The sequence below is a fragment of the Devosia algicola genome, from assembly GCF_028816455.1.
Classification (GTDB): Bacteria; Pseudomonadota; Alphaproteobacteria; order Rhizobiales; family Devosiaceae; genus Devosia; species Devosia algicola.
The window spans coordinates 1,898,737-1,922,332 of sequence record NZ_CP118246.1 but is presented as its reverse complement, the minus strand read 5'-3'; the positions used below and the strand labels follow the sequence as shown (position 1 = coordinate 1,922,332).

Sequence of the window (23,596 nt, the reverse complement as noted above, 5' to 3'; positions counted from 1 at the left end):
GCCGAATATTATTGGTTTGTCTGATTGAGACTGTAGGGAAAACAGTATGCTTAAGGACGGTGTGGCGCGCCACATCGGAGGCGATTCATACGGTTTTGTCGCGTGCGCGGCGAATTTTGGCATGGAAATTCACCTGCTAACGGTGCTATGTCGGCCCACCGAACGGCAATGACACGACATATACAGCGACGGGCCGCACTTCATTGCGGGCCCGGGCCAATGTGTCATGAGGCCGGAAACCACATGATCGACAAGGACAAACTATATGACGAAGCCCGGAGACACCGGCTTTTCCGAACGCCGCCAGACAGCACTGGAAGCCAAGAAACGGCTTCTGGAAAAATTCAAGGCCGCGCCGAAACCGGATGATCCCGAAATGATTGCGAAGCGGGCCGAGCGCGAGGCTCTTGCAGCAGCGCGGGCCGAACGGCAGCAATTGCGCGAGCAGGAAAAACGGGAAAAGGCCGAGCGTCAGGCAGCTGAAGCGAAAGCGGCGGCTGATGCGGCAGCAGCGGCGGATGCGTCAGCCAAGGCTGAAGAGAAAGCAAAAAGAGCGCGCACTGAAGAAGAGAAAAAGGCCGAGCGTGACCGGCGCTATGCCGCGCGCAAGGCCCGCAAACGCTAAAGCTTTTCGGCCAACCAGATGACATGACGCGCGCCACGCTTGCCGTTGGCGCGCGTTTTTATTTCCTCGACCTTGAAGCCGGCATTGCCAAGCCGTTTGGTAAAGGTATGATCGGGCGCTGAGGACCAGAGGGACAAGATGCCGCCGGGACGCAATGCTTTGTGGGCGGCGCGCAGGCCGGCGGTGGCGTAAATATCGTCATTGGCACGCCGGGTCAGGCCTTCGGGGCCGTTGTCGACATCGAGCAGGATGGCATCGAACATCGCTGCACTTTTCCCGATAAGGCGGCCAACATCTCCCTGCCAGAGTTCGGTGCGCGGATCGTCAAGGCAATCGGCAAATACCGGCTGCATGGGGCCGCGCGCCCAGTCGATGACGGCGGGCACCAGTTCGGCAACAATTATGCCGGCGTCGGGTGGCAATGCCGCTTGTGCAGCACGAAGGGTGAAGCCCATGCCTAGCCCGCCAATGAGAATATGCGGATGCCGACGCTGTTTTAAGCGCTCGCAGGGCAGGGTCGCCAGGGCCTCTTCGGAACCGCTAAGTCGGCTGTTCATCAACTCGGTCGTGCCGAGCATGATGGAAAATTCGCTGGCACGCTGCATCAAGCGCAGTTCGCCGCCGTTGCCGGGCATTTGGGTTGCGTCCAATTGTCGCCATGGGTTCATCACGAGTCCTAAGGGTAATTGTCAGACGGCAACGGCACTTTTGATGGACCGGCGGGCCTGTTTGTTCAAGCTAGTTTCAACCCGCAAGTAGTCATCAAATAGATACAAAAAGGCCATGAACGCGAAATGCGCCATTGCTAGGCTCGATTTGCCCGCATATCGTGAGGCCGACGGGGGAGAACCGTCGCATATCGTTATAGGAGAAATACAGTGATCAAAACAACATTCACTGCGGGGCTGGTTGCCTTGGTGACCGCCTTGACCTCGAGCGCCGCGATGGCGCAGACCGAGGTGACCTGGTGGCACGCCATGGGCGGAGAGAACGGCGCCAAGCTTGAAGAAATCGCCGCAGGCTTCAATGCCAGTCAGTCCGACTACAAGGTCGTGCCCGTTTATAAAGGCAGTTATGCAGAAACCCTGACGGCTGCCATTGCCGCGTTTCGTGCCAATGAACAACCGACAATCGTGCAGGTTTTTGAAGTTGGCACCGGCACCATGATGGCTGCAAAGGGCGCCGTCTATCCAGTCTACAAATTGATGGCCGACAATGGTGAGCCCTTTGACAAGAGCGCGTATCTGGCGCCGGTCGTGGGCTATTATTCCGACTCCGAGGGGAACATCCTGTCGATGCCGTTCAATTCATCGACCCCGATCCTTTATTATAACAAGGACGTATTCAAAAAGGCCGGTCTTGATCCCGAAGTCGCACCCAAGACCTGGGCCGATGTTGAAGACTTTTCCAAGAAAATCATGGATTCAGGTGCCGCCAAATGTGGCTTTACCAGCGGCTGGATTTCATGGGTGCAGCTGGAAAACCTGTCGGCTATCCATGATCAGCCCTATGGCACCCTGCAGAACGGTTTTGGAGGGCTCGGCACTGAATTCACCTTCAATGGCGAGGTACAGGTCAAGCATTGGGACAATCTCAAGAAGTGGGCAGACGCTGGCATTTTTGAATATGGCGGGCCTGTTGGTGGTAACGATGCACCGCCGAAATTTTATACCCAGGAGTGTGCGATGTATATGAACTCATCGGCATCGCGCTCCGCGGTTGTTGCCAATTCGGCGGACTTCGAGGTCGGTTTCGCGCCGCTCCCCTATTATGACGATGTCATTGCCGAGCCCAAAAATTCGATTATCGGTGGGGCAACGCTCTGGACGCTCAATGGCCGTCCGGCCGACGAATATAAGGGTGCCGCCAAGTTCTTCAGCTATTTGTCACGACCAGAAGTTCAGGCCGACTGGCACCAGTTTACCGGCTATCTGCCGATCACCAATGCCGCCTATGATCTGGGCAAGTCCGAGGGCTATTATGACAAGACCCCTGGCGCCGACGTTGCCATCAAGCAGATCACACGCGGCACGCCAACCGACAATTCCAGAGGCATCCGCTTTGGCAATCTGACTCAGGTTCGCGACGTAATCGATCAGGAGTTCGAAGCCATGCTGGCCGGATCGGTGACCGCCAAAGAAGCGCTTGATACCGCCGTTGAACGCGGCAACGTTATCCTTCGGGACTTCGAAGCCGCCAACCAATAGATTTTGATCAAGTCAGGGTCCGGGCAATACCGCCCGGACCCACTGTTTTTTGCTGTCGTTGGACCGTACATGCAGACCAAACGAACGATCTTTCCAAATCGGGTGCTGCCATATTTGCTGCTGACCCCGCAAATGCTGATAACGCTGATCTTTTTTATCTGGCCGGCGGGCCAGGCCGTAAAATCCTCGTTTGAGCGCGAAGACCCATTCGGGTTCAAAACCCAATTCATCTGGTTTCAGAATTACACCAAGCTGTTTGCCGATCCGTCCTATCTCAATTCGGTCGGGCGCACGGCAGTGTTCGCAGTGTCGGTGACGGTGATCTCGATGTCGGTGTCGCTGCTGCTGGCGATCGCGGTCAACCGGCTGCTGCGCACGGGGCGAATTTATACAACGCTTTTGGTGTGGCCATACGCCGTGGCGCCCGTGGTGGCAGGCATATTGTGGTGGTTCATGTTCAATCCGAGCATCGGCATCCTGCCTTATCTTTTGAGCTTTGCGGGCATCGACTGGAACCATCGCGTCAATGCGGGCAACGCCATGACACTGATCGTGCTGGCGTCGAGCTGGAAGCAGATTTCCTACAATTTTCTGTTCTTCGTGGCCGGGTTGCAATCGGTGCCACAATCGCTGTCGGAGGCAGCGGCTATTGATGGGGCAGGGCCGTTCAAGCGCTTCTGGACAATTATTTTTCCGCTATTGTCGCCCACAACATTCTTCCTGATGATCGTCAACATCAATTACGCCATGTTTGATACCTTTGGCACGATTGACGCGACAACCTCGGGCGGACCGGCGCAATCGACCAATATCCTGGTTTACAAGGTGTATTCCGACGGTTTTCTGGGATTGAATATCGGGTCGTCCTCGGCACAATCGGTGCTGCTTATGGGCATTGTCATCGTTTTGACCGTTATCCAGTTCCGCTGGGTCGAGCGTCGCGTTCAATATTAGGAGGCCGGATATGGTTGAAAATCGCCCCTGGCTCAATGTCCTGACCCATTGCGTACTGGTTTTGGGCGTTATCATTGTGGCGCTGCCGGTCTATCTGGCATTCATTGCCTCGACCCATGGGCCGACTGAATTTTTGCAAGGCATCGTGCCACTGTTGCCCGGTCCGCACCTGCTGGAAAATTATGGGGAGGTTCTCACACAGGGCATGACCACTTCGGGCGCACCACCGCTGCTCAACATGCTGGCCAACTCCACGCTGATGGCATTGATCATCGTGGTGGGTAAAATATCGATATCGATCATATCTGCTTATGCGATTGTCTATTTCCGCTTTCCGCTTCGCACCTTGGCGTTCTGGGTCATCTTCATCACGCTGATGTTGCCGGTGGAAGTCCGGATCATTCCGACTTTCAAGGTGGTAGCAGATCTGGGCATGCTCAATTCTTATGCAGGCCTGACGATTCCGCTGATCGCCTCGGCAACGGCTACATTCTTGTTCAGGCAGTTCTTTTTGACAGTGCCGGACGAATTGATGGAAGCAGCCCGTGTCGACGGTGCCGGGCCGCTGAAGTTCTTCCGAGATATCCTTTTGCCTCTGAGCCGCACCAATATCGCGGCCTTGTCGGTGATCCTGTTCATTTACGGTTGGATCCAATATCTGTGGCCGCTGCTGGTGACCACTGACCCCAAATATTACACCATCGTCATGGGCATCAAGCGAATGGCAACGGTTGCAGACTCAGACCCCAAATGGAACCTGGTGATGGCTGCCGTGGTGCTGGCGATGATACCGCCGGTATTCGTGGTCATCGCGATGCAACGCCTTTTCGTCAAAGGTCTAGTGGAAACGGAGAAATAATCATGGCAACCATTGATCTGGTCGATGTGCGCAAGACCTATCCTGGCGGTGCCGAGGTGATCCATGGTCTTGATCTAGCCATTGCCGATGGCGAATTACTGGTGCTTGTCGGGCCCTCTGGATGTGGAAAGTCGACACTGCTGCGCATGATAGCGGGCCTCGAAACCGTGACTGGCGGTACGATTGCGATTGGCGAGCGGCCGGTCAACAAGGTCGAGCCGGCGGATCGCGACATAGCCATGGTGTTTCAGAACTACGCGCTTTATCCGCATATGAGCGTGCGTGGCAATCTCGAATATGGTCTCAAGAACCGCAATACGCCGCGCGACGTCATTGATGCGCGTGTGGCCGAGGCGGCTGAAATGCTTGAAATCACCCCGTTTCTCGACCGCAAGCCGCGGCAATTGTCGGGCGGTCAGCGCCAGCGCGTGGCAATGGGACGGGCGCTGGTGCGGCAGCCCAAGGCGTTTCTGTTCGATGAACCGCTGTCCAATCTCGATGCCAAGCTGCGGGGGCAGATGCGCATTGAAATCAAGCGGTTGCAGCGCGCTCTCAAGACCACCAGCGTTTATGTGACCCATGATCAGATGGAGGCTATGACGCTGGCCGACCGCTTGGTGGTGATGAATTCAGGCAGGATAGAGCAGGTTGGAACACCCATTGAGCTGTATGAACGCCCTGCAACCGTGTTCGTCGCCGGTTTTATCGGGTCGCCACCGATGAATTTCATCGAATTGGGTGCATTTCCTTCTGATGTACAATCATCTCTGAGCCGGCAGGCGACGGGCGCCGATCTGGTGGGTGTGCGTCCCGAGACCATTGTGTTCGAAAGCCCCGATAGCGACGCCATCAGGCTAGAATGTCAGATCGAACTGATCGAACCGGTGGGGGCGGAAAGCCACGTGCATGTGCGTTGGAACGAGCAACGATTGGTGGTCGAGTGTCGCGGGCATCCCGGGTTCAGTGAGGGACAGACGCAGGCATTTTATCTGAACCCCAGCGCATTGCATTTCTTTGACCAGGCCAGCGGGCAGGCGAGTCGGGCAGCGTCGTAAACGCCGTTTGCCGCTTTTCATTGCGGTTCTTGTCTGGGATGGTGGCGTGCGTCTTAGGGAGCCACACCATGCGGATTAGATTTGTGTTGGCATTATTAGGGTTGTCCTGCGGCGCCGCCTTGGCGCAACCCGTGGAAAGTTTTGACGCATTTATTGCCGGATTTGCGGTTACGGCAAAGGCCGCAGGCGTCAGTGATGCAACCTATCGCGATGCCATGGTGGGACTGACACCAGACCCGAAAACGCCGGCCCTGGTGAGCAGTCAACCAGAGTTCACTACCCCGATGTGGGACTATATTGATCGCCGCGTGAGTTCGGGACGGATTACGCGCGGTAGGTCGGCAATGGCGGCAAACTCGCAATTATTTGACGCTGTGGGCGCGCACTATGGTGTCGATCCCTATATTCTGGGCGCAATATGGGGTATGGAAACCGACTATGGTGCCGTGCTTGATAACACAAGTCTGATACGTCCGGTCGTTCGGTCACTGGCAACATTGGTGCATCAGCGGCGCTCGCGTCTGAAAGAGGATATGGCAGACTTGATCGCCGCACTGCAACTGGTGCAGCGCGGACCCTTGGACGCCCGGCAATTGGTCGGATCCTGGGCGGGTGCCATTGGGCATTTGCAAGTGAATCCGTCAAGCGTTGTCGCCTATGGCACCGACGGCGATGGGGATGGCAAGGTGGATTTGCACCATTCCCTGGCGGATGCATTGGCGACCAGCGCACGGTTCCTGCTGGCGCTTGGCTACAGGCCCGGACAGGACTGGGGATTTGAAGTGCAGTTACCCGATGGGTTCGATTATCTGTTGGCGGACCGTGAGCAATTGCGACCGGTGGCATTTTATTCGGAGCGCGGGGTGAGCAGGGTCAAAGGACGACAGTTCGGTGATTTGTCGGAGCCGGTGTTTTTGTATGTTCCGGCGGGCAAAAACGGCCCCAAGTTCTTAATGACACAGAACTATTTGGCGCTAAAAGGTTACAATTTTTCCGATAGCTATGCGCTTTCGGTGGCGCACCTTGCAGATCGGTTGAAGGGGAGCGGCGGCTTTATAAGCGATTGGCCGCGCGGCACGAAATTTCCTGATCTGGCACAGCGTAAGGCAATTCAACAGGCGTTGATTAGGCTTGACCTCTATCAGGGTGCCGTCGACGGGCGGATAGGGCCGATCAGCCAACGTGCCTATGCAAAATTCCAGGCGGCGCGCGGCGAGGTCGCCGATGGTTTCATCACCCGCGCCAGCTACACCGAACTAACAGCGGCGACCCGGTAACTTTGACGCAATGACATTGGCCAAGACAAATGGCATGGGATAGACTGGGCGGAGTATTATTCCCGAGACGCCATGTTCCGAGTTCTGTTTTTTGCTGTGCTGGCCAGTTTCATTTTGACCGACCTGGCGCCTGCGTGGGCCCAGGATCGGGTTGAGTTGGCACAGACGGAAAAGCGACGCACGCTTTTTGATATGTTGTTTGGCGAAGAAGAAGCGCCGCCCCCACCGCCCCCGGTACGCCAACAGCGCACACGCAAGGCCGCGCCTGCGCCCAGTGCTGCTGTCAGTGTGCCCGCCCCTACGATTGAGAAGACCCAGAGTGCCACGCGGGTGGCAGTAATGGGCGATTCTCTGGCTGTGGATTTGGCCAAGGCGCTGGAGCGGCGCTATGCGGACGACCCAAATTTACAGGTGATTGGCATGGGCGTCGGCTCGTCGGGATTCGTCCGGGACGATTTTTTTGACTGGAACCGCGAGGTGAGTGAGCAGATCGCTGCCGACAGTTTTGATCTGGCAATCGTCATTATTGGCATCAACGACCGGCAGGACATTCGCGAGAACGGCCAAAACTATCGCCCGCTCACCGAGGGCTGGTCGGCGATTTATAAGGATCGCATTACCAGATTTCTCAATCAATTGCGCGCGGCGGGCAAGCCGGTAATCTGGCTGGGCCTGCCGCCGATGTCAAAATCCAACTATTCGAGCGCCATTGGAGAAATTAGTGCCTTGCAGCGCCTTGCCAGCGTTTCAGGTGGGGCAGAATTTCTCGATATTTACGAGCGCTTTCTGGGTGAGGATGGCAAATATTCATCTTATGGACCGGATGTGAACGGGCAGAATGCGCGGATGCGCAAGGATGATGGCATCCATTTTTCCAGTGCTGGTGCGGACAAGATTGCGTTTTACCTGAACCAACCGATCCGGAATTTTTATCGAGGTGGGGCTGTGACTGTGGCGGTATCGGATCCGCTGAGGGGCACAGATGCGGGGGCGATGGTGCGGCTACCCTATCAAGGGTTGGGACAGACGCGGTTGCTTGAAGTTGCGGGCGCGGTGATACCGCTCGGCCGTTCGGCAGCCCCTGCCGGTACTCTGTTGTCCGCCAGCGACGTGCCGCGATCTCAGCCATTTCCGATAGAGCAATTGGTCGGGGCGCCTGTGGGGCGTGTTGATTCCTTTGGCGTCGGGATTGAGCCCGACGAGATCAGCCGGGCTGCAACGCCTTAGTGGCGATTGGGCGCTCGCGGGCGCCCAATATATATATGATTAGCGCGGCAAGTCGGTGCGGCCCATCAGTTCGAGATCAATAGCACGGGCGGCCTGGCGGCCCTCGCGAATTGCCCAGACAACCAGCGATTGGCCGCGGCGCATGTCTCCAGCAGCAAACACCTTGTCGACCGTGGTTTTGTAGCTGAAGGTGTCGGCAAGCAAATTACCACGCGTGTCATGCTTGGCGCCGAGTTCTGCGAGCATACCCTCATGGACAGGGTGAGCAAATCCAATGGCCAAAAGCACCAGATCGGCCTTGATGACAAACTCGGTGCCTTCAATGGGTTGGCGCTTGCGATCGACGCGGGCGACTTCAACGCCGGTCACCTGCCCCTTGGCGTTGCCAATGATCTTCATAGTGCCCGCAGCGAATTCGCGAATTGCGCCTTCGGCCTGTGACGATGAGGTGCGCATCTTGACTGCCCAATTTGGCCAGTTGGTCAGTTTGTTCTCCATGTGAGGCGGTTGGGGACGCACATCGAGCCTGGGTCACGGCAATAGCCCCCTGACGGAAGGAGGTACCAACACAGTCCGACGCGGTGTCGCCGCCACCAACCACCACAACATGCTTGCTGGCCGCAATCAGTTGAGCCCGTCCTGATATGTCTTCGCCACCGAAGCGGCGATTGGCTTGCACGAGGAACGGCATGGCATAGTGCACGCCTTCAAGATCAACGCCCTCGGCGTCTACATCGCGCGGATGCTCGGAGCCGCCGCAAAGGAGCACGGCGTCGTGCCGGTTCTGCAGGTCCGAGAGAGGGCGGGTGACGCCAATGTTTTCGCCGTAGTGAAAGGTGACCCCTTCGGCGCTCATTTGCTCGATGCGGAAATCGACGTGTTCTTTTTCCATCTTGAAGTCGGGGATGCCATAGCGCAGCAGTCCGCCCGCTTTGGGTTCACGCTCATAAACATGCACATCGTGACCGGCGCGGGCCAGTTGCTGGGCGGCGGCCATGCCGGCGGGGCCCGAACCGACAATAGCGACCGACTTACCGGTCTTGTTGGGATTGATCTGCGGCTTGATCCAGCCACTCCGAATGGCGCGATCAGCGATGGCCTGCTCAACCGTCTTGATAGCAACAGGAACATCTTCGAGATTGAGTGTACAAGCCTCTTCACATGGCGCGGGGCAGATGCGGCCGGTGAATTCAGGGAAATTGTTGGTCGAGTGGAGATTGCGCGTCGCCTCTTTCCAATCGCCATTATAGACCAGATCGTTCCAGTCCGGAATCTGGTTGTTGACCGGACAGCCGGTGTCGCCGTGGCAATAGGGCACGCCGCAATCCATGCAGCGCGCGGCCTGATCGATGATCCGCCCCTCGGACATGGGGATAGTAAATTCACCAAAGTGACGGACGCGATCCGAAGCCGGCTCATAGCGCGGTTCTTCGCGATCGATCTCGAGAAAGCCTGTTACTTTTCCCATTTTGCTCTCTCCTATTCTGCGGCCGCGGCGCCAAGACCGGAACCGCGCTTTTTTTCCATTTCGCGGATGGCGCGGCGATATTCGACCGGCATGATCTTGACGAATTTCGGACGCATCTCGACCCAGTTGTCGAGGATATATTTGGCGCGGGTCGAACCGGTATAGTGCAGATGGTTTGAGATGAGCTGATGCAGGCGCTCATCATCGTGCTTGGTCATGTCGCCCGAAATATCAACGCGGCCATGCCACTCCAGGTCCCCACCGTGATGGTGGATTTTCTGCATGAGGTTTTCTTCTTCGGGCACGGGTTCGAGATCGACCATGGCGAGGTTGCAGCGCGACCGGAAGGTTTCGTCTTCATCGAGCACATAGGCGACACCACCCGACATGCCCGCAGCAAAGTTGCGGCCTGTCTTGCCAATGACGACCACGGCACCACCGGTCATATATTCGCATCCGTGATCGCCTGTGCCTTCGACAACCGCGATAGCGCCAGAGTTGCGCACTGCGAACCGTTCACCAGCAACGCCACGGAAGTAACATTCGCCGGCTATGGCACCGTAAAGCACGGTGTTGCCGACAATGATCGATTCTTCGGGCTTGATGATGGCCTTGTCGCCAGGGCGCACGACAATGCGGCCGCCAGATAGTCCCTTACCGACATAGTCATTGGCGTCGCCCACCATATCGATGGAAATGCCCTGGCCAAGAAAGGCGCCAAAGCTCTGGCCAGCGGTGCCGGTCAGTTTGATGACGATGGTATCGTCAGGCAGACCCTCGTGACCATATTTGCGTGCCAGTTCGCCCGACAGCATGGCACCGGCAGAACGGTCGCGCGAGCGGATCGGCAGATCGATCTGGACGGGGGTGCCGTTTTCGAGCGCCGGCTGGGCCAGTTCGATCAGCTGACGATCCAGCACCGACTCCAGATGATGGTTCTGCAGGCTCCGAATGGTAGAGCGTATCGTCGCCTTGTGGCTCGGGCTTGTAGAACAGCTTGGTAAAGTCAATCCCCGCAGACTTGGAATGATCGGCCAGACGACGCTGGTCGAGCAGGTCGGATCGCCCGATCAGTTCATTGAGCGTGCGGGCACCAAGCCCGGCCATCAGGCCGCGCAGTTCCTCGGCGATAAAGAAGAAATAGTTGATGACATGTTCGGGGGTGCCCTTGAAGCGCTTGCGCAGGACCGGGTCTTGCGTGGCGACGCCAACGGGGCAGGTATTGAGGTGACATTTGCGCATCATGATGCAGCCGGCCGCGATCAATGGTGCGGTTGAGAAGCCGAATTCGTCGGCCCCGAGCAGTGCGCCAATCAATACGTCTCTACCAGTCTTGAGGCCACCATCGACCTGCAGGATAACGCGCGACCGCAAGCGGTTGAGCACCAGGGTCTGGTGGGTTTCGGCAAGGCCAATTTCCCATGGACCACCCGCGTGCTTGAGCGAGGTCAGGGGCGAGGCGCCTGTGCCTCCATCATAGCCAGACACGGTGATGTGGTCGGCGCGCGCCTTGGCGACGCCCGCCGCGACGGTGCCGACACCGACTTCGGACACCAGCTTGACCGAAACATTGGCCCGCTCGTTGACATTTTTGAGATCGTAGATTAGCTGCGCCAGATCCTCGATCGAATAGATATCATGGTGCGGTGGCGGCGAAATCAAGCCAACGCCGGGAGTTGAATGGCGGGTCTTGGCGACAATCCAGTCAACCTTGTGACCCGGCAATTGTCCACCTTCACCGGGCTTGGCACCCTGAGCCTACCTTGATTTGCAAGGCGTCGGCATTGACCAGATATTCGGTGGTAACGCCAAAGCGGCCCGATGCAATTTGCTTGATAGCCGAACGGAGCGGATTGGACGAGCCGTCTGCCAAAGGCTTATAGCGATCTGGTTCTTCCCCGCCTTCGCCGGTATTGGACTTGCCGCCAATCCGGTTCATGGCCATGGCAAGAGTGGTGTGAGCCTCGCGTGAAATCGAGCCAAACGACATGGCGCCCGTCGCGAAACGCCGGACAATATCGACTGCGGGTTCAACCTCGTCCACTGCAATCGCGTCACCGAGAGGCCGGATGTCGAACAGATTGCGAATTGCCAGATAACCGTTTTCGCCCGTGTTCAAGCGTTCGGCAAAGCTATTGTAGCGTTCCTGAGCCGTTTCCGGACTTTGGTCGTGGAAGCGCACCGCATGCTGAAGGTCGGCCACGACATCGGGTGACCACGCATGCTTTTCACCGCGTATGCGGTACATATATTCACCGCCAACATCGAGTGCCTTGCGTAGCACGGCATCATTGCCGAAAGCGCCCTTATGACGGTTGACAGTTTCAGAGGCGATTTCGGGTAGACCAACACCCTCAATGGTGGTTGCCGTGCCAAAGAAATACCGCTTTACGAAGGGGGTCGACAGGCCAATCGCGTCGAATATCTGAGCGCCGCAATAGGACTGATAGGTCGAGATGCCCATCTTGGACATGACCTTGAGCAGGCCCTTGCCGACCGACTTGATATAGCGGTGAATAACTTCATGGGCATCGACCTCGGGCGGATATTCGCCCTCGGCGTGGAGCGCGGCCAGCGTTTCGAAGGCGAGATAGGGGTTGATGGCCTCGGCGCCATAGCCCGCAAGCATGGCGAAATGGTGCATTTCGCGGGCCTCACCGGTTTCAACGACCAGCCCGGACGAGGTGCGCAGGCCTTTGCGGATCAAATGGTGGTGCACGGCAGCGGTCGCCAATAGCGCTGGAATGGCGATGCGATCTGCGGCAACGAGACGGTCCGACAAGATGATGATGTTGTATTCGCCACGCACAGCGGTTTCCGCCAGTTCGCAGACAGCGTTGATCGCAGCTTCCATACCCGGTGCGCCCTCGGTGGAAGGGTAGGTAATGTCCAGCGTCTTGGTCTTGAACTGATTGTCAGCCATGTCGCCAATGACGCGGATCTTTTCGAGATCCTCATTGGTCAAAATGGGCTGACGCACTTCAAGGCGCTTCTGCTTGGCGACACCTTCAAGGTCGAACAGATTGGGCCGCGGTCCAATGAACGACACAAGGCTCATCACCGACTCTTCGCGGATCGGGTCAATCGGAGGATTGGTGACCTGCGCGAAATTTTGCTTGAAGTAGGTATAGAGCAGCTTTGATTTTTCGCTGAGGGCGGAAATGGGCGTGTCCGTGCCCATGGACCCTACGGCTTCCTGACCGGTGGTGGCCATTGGCGCAATCAGGATTTTCAGATCTTCCTGCGTATAGCCAAACGCCTGCATACGGTCGAGCAGGCTCTCCGAGGTTTTTGGCGCCTTGGGCTCGGCTTCGGGCAGGTCTTCAAGCACGATCTGGGTACGGGCCAGCCATTCCGCATAGGGATTTTTGGTGGCGAGCGTCTGCTTGATCTCGTCATCGGAAATGATGCGGCCTTCTTCAAGGTCGATCAACAGCATGCGCCCCGGCTGCAGGCGCCAGCGTTCGACAATGTCCTCGTCGGGAATGGTCAAGACACCGGATTCAGAGGCCAGTACGACGTGCCCTTCGCGGGTTACCAGATAGCGCGCCGGGCGAAGCCCGTTACGGTCAAGGGTTGCCACGACATAGCGACCATCGCTCAAGGACATCGCCGCCGGGCCGTCCCATGGCTCCATCAGGGCAGCGTGATATTCATAAAAGGCGCGGCGCGTCTCGTCCATGAGTGGATTGCCGGCCCATGCCTCGGGGATCAGCATCATGGCGGCATGGGGCAGCGAATAGCCACCACGCACCAGAAACTCCAGTGCATTGTCAAAGCAGGCGGTGTCGGATTGGCCCTCATAGGAAATAGGCCAAAGCTTGGAAATATCGTCGCCGAACAGCTTTGAGGACACCGAGGCTTGACGAGCGGCCATCCAGTTGACGTTGCCCCGAATGGTGTTGATTTCACCATTGTGGGTGGTCATGCGATAGGGGTGAGCCAAGCGCCAACTCGGGAAGGTGTTGGTGGAAAAACGCTGATGTACCAGAGCGATGGCGCTCTGGAAGTCTTCGTCATGCAGATCGGCGTAAAAGGCGCCCAGTTGGAAGGCCAGGAACATGCCCTTGTAAACGATGGTTCGAGCCGACATGGAGACAACATAAAAGCCATTGTCATCGTTGGATTCGGGAATGCTGGCGTAGACAGTATTGGATATAACCTTGCGCACGATCAAGAGCTTGCGTTCAAACTCGTCAAGACTTAACCCCTCGGGACGGGCGAGGAAAAGCTGCTCGATAATCGGCTGCGTGTCGGTGACGCCCACTGGCAGGCTTGTGTTGTCGACGGGGACGACGCGCGTACCAAGAATGGTGAGCCCTTCACGCTCGAAACAGCCAAGGATTGCCTCGGCGCAACGGTCGCGCATGGCAGTGTCGTTGGGATAAAATAGCATGGCGACGCCATAATGGTGCTTGGCGGGCAGCGCGAAATCAACTGATTTGGCAAGAAATTCATGCGGAATCTGAACTAGAATCCCTGCACCGTCACCCATGAGCGGATCAGCACCGACGGCGCCGCGGTGTTCGAGATTTTCCAGAATTTCCAAGCCTTTTTGCACAACCTCGTGGCTGGGCTTGTTCTTGATATTGGCAATCATGCCGATGCCACAGGCGTCGTGCTCGTTGGCGGCAGTATATAGTCCCTGGTCGACGGGACGACCGCTGGTTTTGGCAATGGCGTTGCTGGTGCTGACGGGTTGCGGGAAGCCGGTCAATTCATGTGCCATGGCGCAATTCCTTGTCTTTCTGAGGGGCCGCAATCTGTCTGTTGCACAGCGATGCGGGCCAAAGTCCTGTTCGTTCACACCTTTGCCATAGTGCCGCACGCGGCAGGCAGGATGCTGGCATTTGTCCTTTCGCGGACGTGATATTGTTCCGGGTCGTACAGCGTACGGCTCGAAAGAGCAATTACGTCCATTCATTGGGGAGCGGCTCTGCATCCAAATGGCCGCTCGTTCGGGCAATAATAGCCCCGCCATCCAGTTGCCGCCATACTTGCGGTCCAACCCGAACGGCGTGTGTCACTGGACCGGGGAGACCGGGGTGTCACCTCTGATAAGGACAATAGTGTTGTCCTATCTTGGGCACAATCGCATAATTTTTGGTGCCGGGCAAGCGGGGCGACGCATATTTGCAACCGTTGAATAGGCGACTGCCAATTCTGGATCGGAATTTATAGGAAAATTGGATCGTTTGTTAGAAACACTTTGGCAATTTAGTCCGCCACAACGCAAAAAAAGCACGTCAAGCGCGCTTTTCCTATTCAAAAATTGTTTTGCCTATTCCAGATGGGATTTAATGAACCATAGGTCTTTATCGAGTTCACGCGAAAAGGCGGTGAAGATATCGGCGGTATCAGCATCGCCCGCTTCGTCGGCGGTGTCGATGGCCTTGCGCACCTGTTCGGCGGTTGCCGCATAGCGTTCAGCCAGTGCCTGAAGATGGTCCGTTACCTTGCGTATGTCATTCGGATATGGCTTGAGACTGGTTGCCTTGGCGACATCCTGCGTGGTTCCCAAGGCAATACCGTCCAACTGAGCCACGCGCTCGGCGACTATATCGACATGAGTATCAAGGGCGGCACGAAATTTATCGAGCAGTTCGTGCACGGCGATAAACTGGATGCCCTTGAGATTCCAGTGGGCCTGTTTGGTCAATAACGCCAAGTCGATTGCCTCGGCCAGACGCGCATTGAGCAGGTCGACCATGGCAGACTTGGTATTGGATTTTATATCAATGGAGGGGGTTTTCATGAGATCACTTTCCTTGACGCTGTGCCAAATGCGGCGCTTGGTAAGGCAATGATCAAATGCGGTGACCGGTTCCATCCACCAGAGTCAAAAGCGCGGCCCTTCGGACCGCGCCCTGTGTATTATCCAGTGCCGGTATTAGTTGACGGACTGGTCGTCGATGCTCTTGGCACCACCATTGATAGCGATCTGGCGCGGCTTTTTGCTTTCGGGCAATTCGCGCTTCAGTTCGAGATGCAATAGCCCATTCTCAAGATTGGCGCCGGTCACTTCGACATAGTCAGCCAGTTGAAAGCGCAGGCTCGAATGCGCGCTCGGCTATGCCGCGATGAAGGAACTCGCGGGTCTTGTCGCCTTCGTCAGCGGCCTTGGCGCCTTTAATGGTCAGGCTGTTTTCCTTGCTTTCAATGGCAATGTCGCCATTGGAAAAGCCGGCAACGGCTATCGAGATACGATAGGCATCGTCACCGAGGCGCTCGATATTATAAGGGGGGTAGGTTTTTGCTTCCTGTCCCGACACACTATCGAGCCGCGAGAACAGCCGGTCAAAGCCGACGGTGGAACGGTAAAAAGGCGAAAAATCAAGGGTCTGCATGTCACATTCTCCTGTGAGCAACGTGGATTTTCGCGCTGCCGGATGATGCCCCCAATATTAGGCGAGCATTGCATTGTGGCAGGCGATCCCCGGAACATCCGGCGGACAAGCAATATTTAGGTGACGAAAATCGGGGTTCAAGAGGCGGTGAAGCTGCGGTGCTCATGAACGCAAACTGAACGTGGCGCTCCAGTCGTGTTCAGGCATGGCCTGCTATATCGTAAAGATGTGCACCGAGAAATTTTGGGGCGGTGCACACTTCCCGCGGTTCCGTCACCCGCCCCCCGCACGGACCGCGTCAAGGAAAGCCAGTGTTCCGCAAGGAATGCTGGTTTTCTTTCATATGTGCGTGGTCTAATGGCGTTCAAAGCGCCAAGACACGAGTTATTCATGACGACAATTGTAGATCCCGATGGGCCCAAACTGGTCAATATCACATCCAATCCGATCCCGGAGGGCGTGCGGGTCGGTTATTTCAGAACCAGCGACCAGGTTCGGTTGCGTTACGCATATTGGCCGCGAACAGGCGATGTGCATCAGGGCACGGTCTGCCTTGTGCATGGCCGCACCGAGTATATCGAAAAGTATTTTGAAACGATCGCGGACTTTCGATCGCGCGGCTTTGCCGTGGCGACGTTCGATTGGCGCGGGCAGGGCGGCTCGGACCGGCTGATCAGCAATCGCAGCCTTGGTTATGTCGATCGGTTTTCTGACTATTGGTGTGACCTCAAGAGCTTTCACGCCGAAATTCTACTGCCCGATTGTCCTCCTCCATTCTATCTTGTGGGGCATTCGATGGGCGGACTGGTGAGTTTGTTTGCCGGTGCGCACGACCGATTGATGTTTGACAGAATTTTTGTGTCCGCGCCGATGGTGGCGCTGGATCGACAGCCGTTGAGTATGGGCGGGATGGCCAAGGCGGCGTCCGTCCTGAGCTTTTTGGGACTGGGGCAACTACCGGCCGGGCGGCGGGCAGACAAGCCGATGTCGGAAAAGACCTTTGCCAACAATCCGCTGACCTCGGACAAGGTGCGCTATATGCGATCTGTCGATGTTGTACGCGCTAACCCGAGGCTGGGTATTGGCAAGCCGACCATCAATTGGGTGGCAGCGGCGATGGCGGCGATGGCCGAAGCGGGGCGTGATGATTTTCCGGGCCGGATCAGAGTGCCGCTCTTGATGCTCGCCGCGGCTCGCGACCAAGTGGTGTCGAGCGCCGCAATCGAGCATCTTGGGTTGCGCCTGCGAACCGGTAGCCACGCTGTTATTGCTGGCGCGCAGCACGAAATGTTCGTCGAAAACGACTTTATTCGCGGTCAGGTATTTGCCGCGTTTGACGCCTTCATTACGGACCAGAGCGCCTAAGTTTGTGCGTCCCGCAGAACCTTGAGCGCTGCGTCGTGCAATTCGCGGGTGGCTGCGGCGACGCAATTACCGCCTTTTTCGGCGTGACCGCCATCCCAGGTGGTGACGATGCCACCGGTATTCTCGATCAAGGGGATCAACGGGCATATGTCTACGTCCTTGAGGCCCGCTTCGACAACGAGGTCGATATGGCCTGCTGCCAAAAGGCAATAGCCGTAGCAATCCAACCCGTAGCGGGTTTGGAGAACTTTGGACCGAAGGGCGTTCCAGGCGTTTTCGGTGTCGGTTTTGGCGAATAGGTCCGGCGTTGTCGCGGTTAGTTTGGCCTGTGATAGTTGGGTGATATTTGAGGTGTGCAGCGGGCGGGTTTGATCGTGACGCCGAAATTCGGCGTTGCCGGGCATGGCAAGAAATGTTTCACCGGTGAAGGGTTGGGCCATCAGTCCGGCGGCGGCGCGGCCATCGATCATCAGCCCGATGAGTGTTCCCCACACGGGTACGCCGGAAATATAGGCGCGTGTACCGTCGATAGGATCAACAATCCACTGGAAACGGCCCTTGGTGGCTTTTTCGTCCCACTCTTCGCCAATGATGCCGTGGTCGGGAAAACGGCTGGCAATCAGGTCACGCACCGCAATTTCGGCCTGTCGATCCGCCTCGGTTACCGGATCAAAACCCTGTGACCATTTGTTGTCGACGGCAAGCGCCGTGCGAAATCGGGGCATGGTGTGGGTTGCGGCGGCTTCGGCTGCGTCGAGCAGGGTCTGGCGGACGCGTATCGGGTCGAGACCGGCCAGCGAGGAAGGGCTTGTCATGGGCTGCCTGTTTTTATGGGTGGATTGTTGGCGCGGCCAGGCTCGAGGCGTTACTCGGCGGCGGCTTTGAGGGCGGTTGCGGGACCGCACAGGGCGGCAAGATCGAGGCCGATCAGGGTATAGATCAATCGCTCCATCAGCAGTCGAATAGCGGCGAAATTTTCATTCTTGGTCAGGGTGGTTTCATTCATATAAAGATGTCGACTGACCTCGATTTGCAGGGCATGAACGCCGTGCGGGGGGCGCCCGTATGAGCGCGTGGCAAAGCCGCCCGCATATGGTCGATTGCGCGCAACACGCAGTCCCGCGGACGAAAAGACGGTTTCAACCAGATCAACCAGTCCGGGCGCGCAGGTGGTGCCATAGCGATCACCAAGTACAATGTCGGGTGATGGCCGGTCGCCCGAGCGGGTCAAGCGCGGCATTGAATGACAATCGATCAGCACGGCAACGCCAAAAGTCGCCATGGCCTCACTCAACAGTTTTTGCAGGGCGGTATGATAGGGGTGATAGATACCCTCGATCCGCATCTGCGCATCGGCAATGTTCAGGCGCTCGCGATAGATTGGTTTGTTTTCGGCAACGACACGGGCAAGGGTGCCGAGGCCCGCTGCAACGCGCGGCGAGGTGGTGTTAAAGCGATCTGATAGCGGCTCGTTGAACATGGCGGGGTCGAGTTCCCACGGTTCACGGTTTACATCGAGATAGGCGCGGGGGAAATGCGCCTGCAAGAGTGGTGCTCCCAAATGAGGCGCGCGCGCGAACAATTCATCGACCCATGCATCTTCCGACTGCCTGATAGAGAGGTGATCAAGGCGAGTCATGGCCAGAAAGCGCTCAGGATAAACGCGTCCGGAATGACCGGAATTGAACACGACTGGCGCCACCAGACGGCGCGGGCGTATCGTTTCAAATGCGGGCTTATCCCAATAGTCGGACCGCACCTTGTCTCCCCGAAATTGTAATCGCGGTGCGCGATATTTTGCCTGCTAAGTTTGCCCTTGTTCGCCAACAATGTCCACAATACCGCTAAAATGCACAGATCACGCATAAAGCGTGGTTGCGGATTTGGTCAGTTGGACTAAACATCGCACATCAAGGCCGACTCACTACCCCATGTGCCGGAGGAAATTGATGAAACGCATTCTGCTCGCAGAAGACGATAACGATATGCGCCAGTTTCTGACGCGCGCGCTCAAAAATGCCGGCTATGACGTGGTGTCGTTCGACAACGGCCTGTCTGCCTATGAGCGACTGCGCGAGGAACCGTTTGCACTGTTGCTGAGCGACATTGTGATGCCGGAGATGGACGGGATCGAGCCTGGCACGGCGCGCAACCGAACTGGACCCCGACCTCAAGGTCATGTTCATCACCGGGTTTGCCGCGGTGGCGCTCAATCCCGACAGTGATGCACCAAAGGACGCGTCGGTGCTGTCCAAGCCTTTCCACCTCAAGGATCTGGTCAATGAGGTGGAGCGTTTGTTGGCGGCATAAATTGAAAATCGCCGATTGGCCTCTTGACCCATTGTGTGGTTTTATGGTCTATCCGCGCCACTGGCGAGGACAGGTGCCGCGCCAGCCCGGAGAGATGGGCGTATAGGCTCAGCGGGAGAGCACTACGTTGACATCGTAGGGGTCACAAGTTCGATCCTTGTTACGCCCACCATCTCTCTCCCTGTCTGACAGGGGCTTCGCACAGCCGTGGCAGCGCCACCTTGATTTACAAGGTGGAGAAATCTGCGGGTCGCATTGTGTCTGGGAGTATAGGCTCAGCGGGAGAGCATTCGCTTCACACGCGAAGGGTCACAAGTTCAATCCTTGTTACTCCCACCATTTATTGCTGCATGCCGGATTGTTGGCGCTTGCCATGCTGGGATGCAGACCTATATTGACGCCAAGCGAGGACGACCTCCCCCATTTGGGACCTGTTCGGGACGACCCGAGAATTTTGGGGAGCACCATGCGCACAACCAGTGATCGCATTCGTCACGCCTTAAGCTTTGAAATAATCGGCTTACTTCTAGTCACGCCATTGGGCGCGGTGGTGTTTGCCAAGCCGTTGCACGACATCGGCATTATCAGCCTCGTCGGGGCGAGTGTCGCGACATTGTGGAACTACGCTTTCAACCTGATGTTCGACCATGCCATGGTTCGCATACGCGGGCGTGTGCACAAGACACCAATGATCCGACTTGTTCATGTGGCGCTGTTTGAGCTTGGACTGTTAGCGATATTGCTGCCATTTATCGCCTGGTACCTGGGTATCTCGCTACTTGATGCCTTGGTGATGGATGCGTCATTTGCGCTGTTCTATATGGTCTATGCTTATTGTTTCAACTGGGCCTACGACTTGCTATTCCCAATACCGGAACCCGAGTCACAGGTTGCGAAAAACCGGGTCACAAGCGCTTGAGATATATTGGCGTGGGGTGTTGGTCGACGCGCTACGACACTATATTTCCGGCAGAATAAATAAAGGAGAGCCTCATGGACGCCCACAAATTTCCGGTAACGCGGACGGATGCGGAATGGCGCGTGCGTCTGACGCCAGAGCAATATGCGGTGATGCGTGAGCACGGCACCGAGCGACCGGGTAGTTGTGCATTATTGCAGGAACATCGGCAAGGCGTCTTTTCGTGTGCGGGCTGCGATCAACCACTGTTTGAATCCACCCTGAAATTTGAAAGTGGCACGGGATGGCCCAGTTTTAACGATCCATTGCCCGGCTCCACCGAAAACACTGTTGATCGCAACCATGGCATGGTGCGGACCGAAGTGCACTGCGCCAATTGCGGCAGCCATCTTGGACATGTGTTTCCAGATGGGCCACCGCCAACCGGGCAACGCTATTGCATCAATGGTGTTGCGCTTGATTTTTCGCCGAACAGTTAGTTTGTGGCGGCACCAAGAGACGGCGCCGATGGTGGCACTGTTCAAGTGCCGCGTGGCTTGGCGCGGTTGGTCGGCTGGGTATTGAGGGGATCGTCGGGCCATGGATGGCGCGGATAGCGACCCTTGAGGTCCTTGGCGACTTCCCGCCACGAGCCCTGCCAGAAGCCGGGCAGGTCACGGGTCGTCTGGATCGGTCGATGGGCAGGCGACAGCAGGATGATCAGCAATGGCAGTCGCCCACCGGCAATGCTCGGATGCCGGTTCAAGCCGAATAGCTCTTGCACCCGCACCGCTAGTGTCGGCCCATTCTCGGCTTCATAATCGATCGGCAGGCGCGATCCCGACGGCGCGTCGAAGTGGCTGGGCAGCAGACGGTCGATTTCCTGGCGTCGGTTCCAGGGCAGCAGGATATCAAGAGCGTTTCCTAGATGACCGGCGCCGATCTGCCCGCATTGGGTGAGGCCCAACAGATGCGCCGACAGCCAGGCACGATCCTTGTCCAAACCCTCGTCGGAAAGATCCGGCCATTCCTTTCCCAGGGTCGCGTTCAGGAAGGTGGCGCGGGCGCGCAGGGACTTTTGGTCTTTTGTCCATGGCAGGCTGGCAATGACACAGTTGGCCGCGAGTAGAGTGGCGGCCCGCTCGGGTTGTTCTACCGCTACTGGCTCGTCGGACAATTTCAAGGCGTTGAGTCGCTGCAGTCGCCGCGCCCGCACGCTTTGCGAGGCGTCGTCAAAGGCCAGGACGGTGTCGCTGACAATATCAGTTGCGAACAATTGATCTATTGTCGTGCGGTCGATGGCGACGGCGGCGCGGATGCGACCGCTGGCGGCGGCACCAGTGATGTCGGTGACGACGAGGAACGGTTCGGCGGCGAGTGGATCGGCGACATCGAGGCTGGCGGCGCGTCCATTGGCCAGTCGGAACCTACCGGGCGCCCCGGAGCGCTGGGCCAATCGGTCGGGATAGGCACGGGCCAGGTGGCGACCGATGTCAGCGTCGGCGATTGGCTGATGGTTTGCCGATTGCCTGTCACCGGCAAGTCTGGCCCAGCGTTTTGCCAGGATTTTGGCCTCATCGGCACTCCTGCCGCGTTCGCGCCGGAAATTGCCATAGCGGTGCGCCAGATCGGTGCTGTTGCCACCCAGGCCGCGCTCGGTCAGCAATATGGCGATTTCAGTTGCCAACGTCGGCGTGCCCTCGATCGCGGCGCAGTGGATCATGTGCGCCAAACGTGGATGCAGCGGCAGGCGCGCCAGTGCCTTACCTGCGGGTGTTATGCGCGCGGTATCGTCAACAGCGTCAAGGCTTTTGAGCAGGGCGATTGCTTCGTTCCAGGCGGGTTTTGGTGGCGGGTTGAGAAACCTCAATTGTGTTGGCTCGGTAACGCCCCAACTCGTCAGGTCAAGAGCCAGGCGAGTCAGGTCTGCGCCCAGGATTTCGGGCTGATCGAACGGTTCAAGCGCGGCAGTCTGGCCCTCGGCCCACAAACGATAACAGACGCCAGGACCCGTACGGCCAGCGCGCCCCCGCCGTTGGTCTGCGCCTGCACGGGATATTTTGCGCGTCTGAAGGGTTGTCAGACCGGTGGCCGGTTCATAGGCGGGGATGCGCCGCAGGCCGCTATCGATAACAATCGTGATCCCCTCAATGGTCAGCGAGGTCTCGGCAATCGCGGTGGCCAGAACGATCTTGCGACGATCTGCCGGTGCGGGCTCGATGGCACGGTCCTGCTCGATCGTTGTGAGTTGGCCATAGAGCGGGGCTATGTCGATATCGGCTGGTACACCCGCGCGCAGGCGCTCGGCGGTGCGGGCGATTTCTGCCTGACCAGGCAGGAATACCAGGACGGAGCCGGGATGATCGCGCAGGGCGGTGCGAATAGTTTTGGTGAGTTGATCCTCCAGTCGGATGAGCGGATCGCGATCGACATGAATAGTTTCAACATCAAAGGCGCGACCCAAGCTTTCGATGATCGGTGCATCATCGAGTAGCGAGGCGATCCGGGCGCCATCGATGGTAGCCGACATGACAAGGATCCGGAGATCTGGCCGCAGCGCGGTGGCATCCAGCGCCAATGCCAATCCCAGATCGGCGTCGAGACTGCGCTCGTGAAACTCGTCAAACAAGACGGCGGCGATGCCGGAAAGTTCAGGATCATCGAGAAGCATGCTGGTAAAAACGCCCTCGGTTACCACTTCAATTCGGGTCTGGGCCGAAATTTTGGTGTCGAGCCGGACGCGATAGCCAACGGTTTGACCAATCGGCTCGCCAAGGGTTTGGGCCATGCGATGGGCAGCCGCTCGGGCGGCGAGGCGACGCGGTTCAAGGACGATGATCTTGCGACCGGATCGCCAGGGTGCGTCCAGCAACGCCAGTGGCACGACGGTGGTCTTGCCTGCCCCGGGCGGCGCCACCAATACAGCTTTGGTGCTGCCCACCAAAGCGGCGAGCAGGTCAGGCAGGGCCACATGAATCGGCAAATTGGCGGGGCGGAGCGTCAT

At 57.5% G+C, this 23,596-nt stretch carries 15 protein-coding genes, 2 tRNA genes and 4 pseudogenes; 13 read left to right on the top strand and 8 right to left on the bottom strand.

From position 1 onward, the window contains the following. Nucleotides 1–265 precede the first annotated feature (265 nt). The gene (locus PSQ19_RS10185) at nt 266–625 is read left to right on the top strand and encodes a DUF6481 family protein (RefSeq protein WP_282217640.1); all 360 of its coding nucleotides are present in this window, start codon (nt 266–268) and stop codon (nt 623–625) included. Here PSQ19_RS10185 and PSQ19_RS10180 read toward each other — a convergent pair. Continuing rightward, a complete protein-coding gene (locus PSQ19_RS10180) occupies nt 622–1,293 on the bottom strand; it encodes a spermidine synthase (protein ID WP_282217639.1) in 672 nt (223 codons plus the stop codon). The two genes, PSQ19_RS10185 and PSQ19_RS10180, sit on opposite strands and share 4 nt — an antisense overlap. Nucleotides 1,294–1,503: 210 nt before the next feature. Here PSQ19_RS10180 and ugpB point away from each other — a divergent pair, with 210 nt between their 5' ends. The 6 genes from ugpB (at nt 1,504) to PSQ19_RS10150 (ending at nt 8,204) form a co-directional block, all read left to right on the top strand. Next, nucleotides 1,504–2,832, top strand: coding sequence for a sn-glycerol-3-phosphate ABC transporter substrate-binding protein UgpB (gene ugpB / locus PSQ19_RS10175; RefSeq protein ID WP_407648976.1), 1,329 nt, complete (start codon nt 1,504–1,506; stop codon nt 2,830–2,832). Between the two features lie 69 nt (nt 2,833–2,901). Next, nucleotides 2,902–3,786 carry a sn-glycerol-3-phosphate ABC transporter permease UgpA gene (gene ugpA / locus PSQ19_RS10170; RefSeq protein ID WP_282217638.1) on the top strand — a complete coding sequence of 295 codons (885 nt, stop codon included), beginning with the start codon at nt 2,902–2,904 and terminating at the stop codon, nt 3,784–3,786. Between the two features lie 10 nt (nt 3,787–3,796). Next, nucleotides 3,797–4,645: a sn-glycerol-3-phosphate ABC transporter permease UgpE gene (gene ugpE, locus PSQ19_RS10165; protein ID WP_282217637.1), complete on the top strand. Its 849-nt coding sequence runs from the start codon at nt 3,797–3,799 to the stop codon at nt 4,643–4,645. A gap of 2 nt (nt 4,646–4,647) precedes the next feature. Next, nucleotides 4,648–5,700: a sn-glycerol-3-phosphate import ATP-binding protein UgpC gene (locus tag PSQ19_RS10160; protein WP_282217636.1), complete on the top strand. Its 1,053-nt coding sequence runs from the start codon at nt 4,648–4,650 to the stop codon at nt 5,698–5,700. 68 nt (nt 5,701–5,768) lie between these two features. Further along, nucleotides 5,769–6,977, top strand: a complete 1,209-nt coding sequence (locus PSQ19_RS10155; RefSeq protein ID WP_282217635.1) for a lytic murein transglycosylase — start codon at nt 5,769–5,771, stop codon at nt 6,975–6,977. A gap of 72 nt (nt 6,978–7,049) precedes the next feature. Beyond that, on the top strand, nt 7,050–8,204 hold the full coding sequence (locus PSQ19_RS10150; RefSeq protein WP_282217634.1) for an SGNH/GDSL hydrolase family protein: 1,155 nt from the start codon (nt 7,050–7,052) through the stop codon (nt 8,202–8,204). Between the two features lie 39 nt (nt 8,205–8,243). On the opposite strand, the pseudogene PSQ19_RS10145 reads toward PSQ19_RS10150, so the two are convergent. The 4 genes and pseudogenes from PSQ19_RS10145 to PSQ19_RS10130 all read right to left on the bottom strand — a co-directional run bounded on the left by PSQ19_RS10145 (nt 8,244) and on the right by PSQ19_RS10130 (nt 16,019). Then, nucleotides 8,244–9,672 (bottom strand): annotated as a pseudogene (locus PSQ19_RS10145) (glutamate synthase subunit beta). Between the two features lie 11 nt (nt 9,673–9,683). Further along, nucleotides 9,684–14,401: pseudogene (gltB, locus tag PSQ19_RS10140) on the bottom strand (glutamate synthase large subunit). A 552-nt stretch (nt 14,402–14,953) separates the two neighbouring features. Beyond that, nucleotides 14,954–15,502 (bottom strand): DNA starvation/stationary phase protection protein Dps, encoded by a 549-nt coding sequence (gene dps / locus PSQ19_RS10135; RefSeq protein ID WP_407648975.1) that lies wholly within the window; start codon nt 15,500–15,502, stop codon nt 14,954–14,956. Between the two features lie 60 nt (nt 15,503–15,562). After that, nucleotides 15,563–16,019 (bottom strand): annotated as a pseudogene (locus tag PSQ19_RS10130) (Hsp20 family protein). A gap of 390 nt (nt 16,020–16,409) precedes the next feature. On the opposite strand from PSQ19_RS10130, the gene PSQ19_RS10125 reads away from it, so the two are divergent. Continuing rightward, a complete protein-coding gene (locus tag PSQ19_RS10125) occupies nt 16,410–17,384 on the top strand; it encodes an alpha/beta hydrolase (protein WP_282217633.1) in 975 nt (324 codons plus the stop codon). Here PSQ19_RS10125 and hisN read toward each other — a convergent pair. Both hisN and PSQ19_RS10115 read right to left on the bottom strand, forming a co-directional pair. Next, nucleotides 17,381–18,199, bottom strand: a complete 819-nt coding sequence (gene hisN / locus PSQ19_RS10120; protein WP_282217632.1) for a histidinol-phosphatase — start codon at nt 18,197–18,199, stop codon at nt 17,381–17,383. The genes PSQ19_RS10125 and hisN overlap by 4 nt on opposite strands. A 50-nt stretch (nt 18,200–18,249) precedes the next feature. Continuing rightward, nucleotides 18,250–19,143, bottom strand: a complete 894-nt coding sequence (locus PSQ19_RS10115; protein WP_282217631.1) for an N-formylglutamate amidohydrolase — start codon at nt 19,141–19,143, stop codon at nt 18,250–18,252. Nucleotides 19,144–19,333: 190 nt separating this feature from the next. Here PSQ19_RS10115 and cpdR point away from each other — a divergent pair. From cpdR to msrB, 5 genes and pseudogenes are all read left to right on the top strand, one after another. Beyond that, a pseudogene (gene cpdR / locus PSQ19_RS10110) lies at nt 19,334–19,694 on the top strand (cell cycle two-component system response regulator CpdR). A gap of 96 nt (nt 19,695–19,790) precedes the next feature. Next, nucleotides 19,791–19,866: transfer RNA gene (locus PSQ19_RS10105), tRNA-Val, on the top strand. Between the two features lie 91 nt (nt 19,867–19,957). Next, nucleotides 19,958–20,033: transfer RNA gene (locus PSQ19_RS10100), tRNA-Val, on the top strand. Between the two features lie 127 nt (nt 20,034–20,160). Continuing rightward, on the top strand, nt 20,161–20,613 hold the full coding sequence (locus PSQ19_RS10095; protein ID WP_282217630.1) for a PACE efflux transporter: 453 nt from the start codon (nt 20,161–20,163) through the stop codon (nt 20,611–20,613). Nucleotides 20,614–20,687: 74 nt separating this feature from the next. After that, nucleotides 20,688–21,092, top strand: a complete 405-nt coding sequence (gene msrB, locus PSQ19_RS10090; protein WP_282217629.1) for a peptide-methionine (R)-S-oxide reductase MsrB — start codon at nt 20,688–20,690, stop codon at nt 21,090–21,092. A gap of 41 nt (nt 21,093–21,133) precedes the next feature. Here the strand turns inward: msrB and hrpB are convergent, their stop codons facing one another. After that, entirely contained in the window at nt 21,134–23,596 is a 2,463-nt protein-coding gene (gene hrpB, locus PSQ19_RS10085; protein ID WP_282217628.1) for an ATP-dependent helicase HrpB, read from the bottom strand.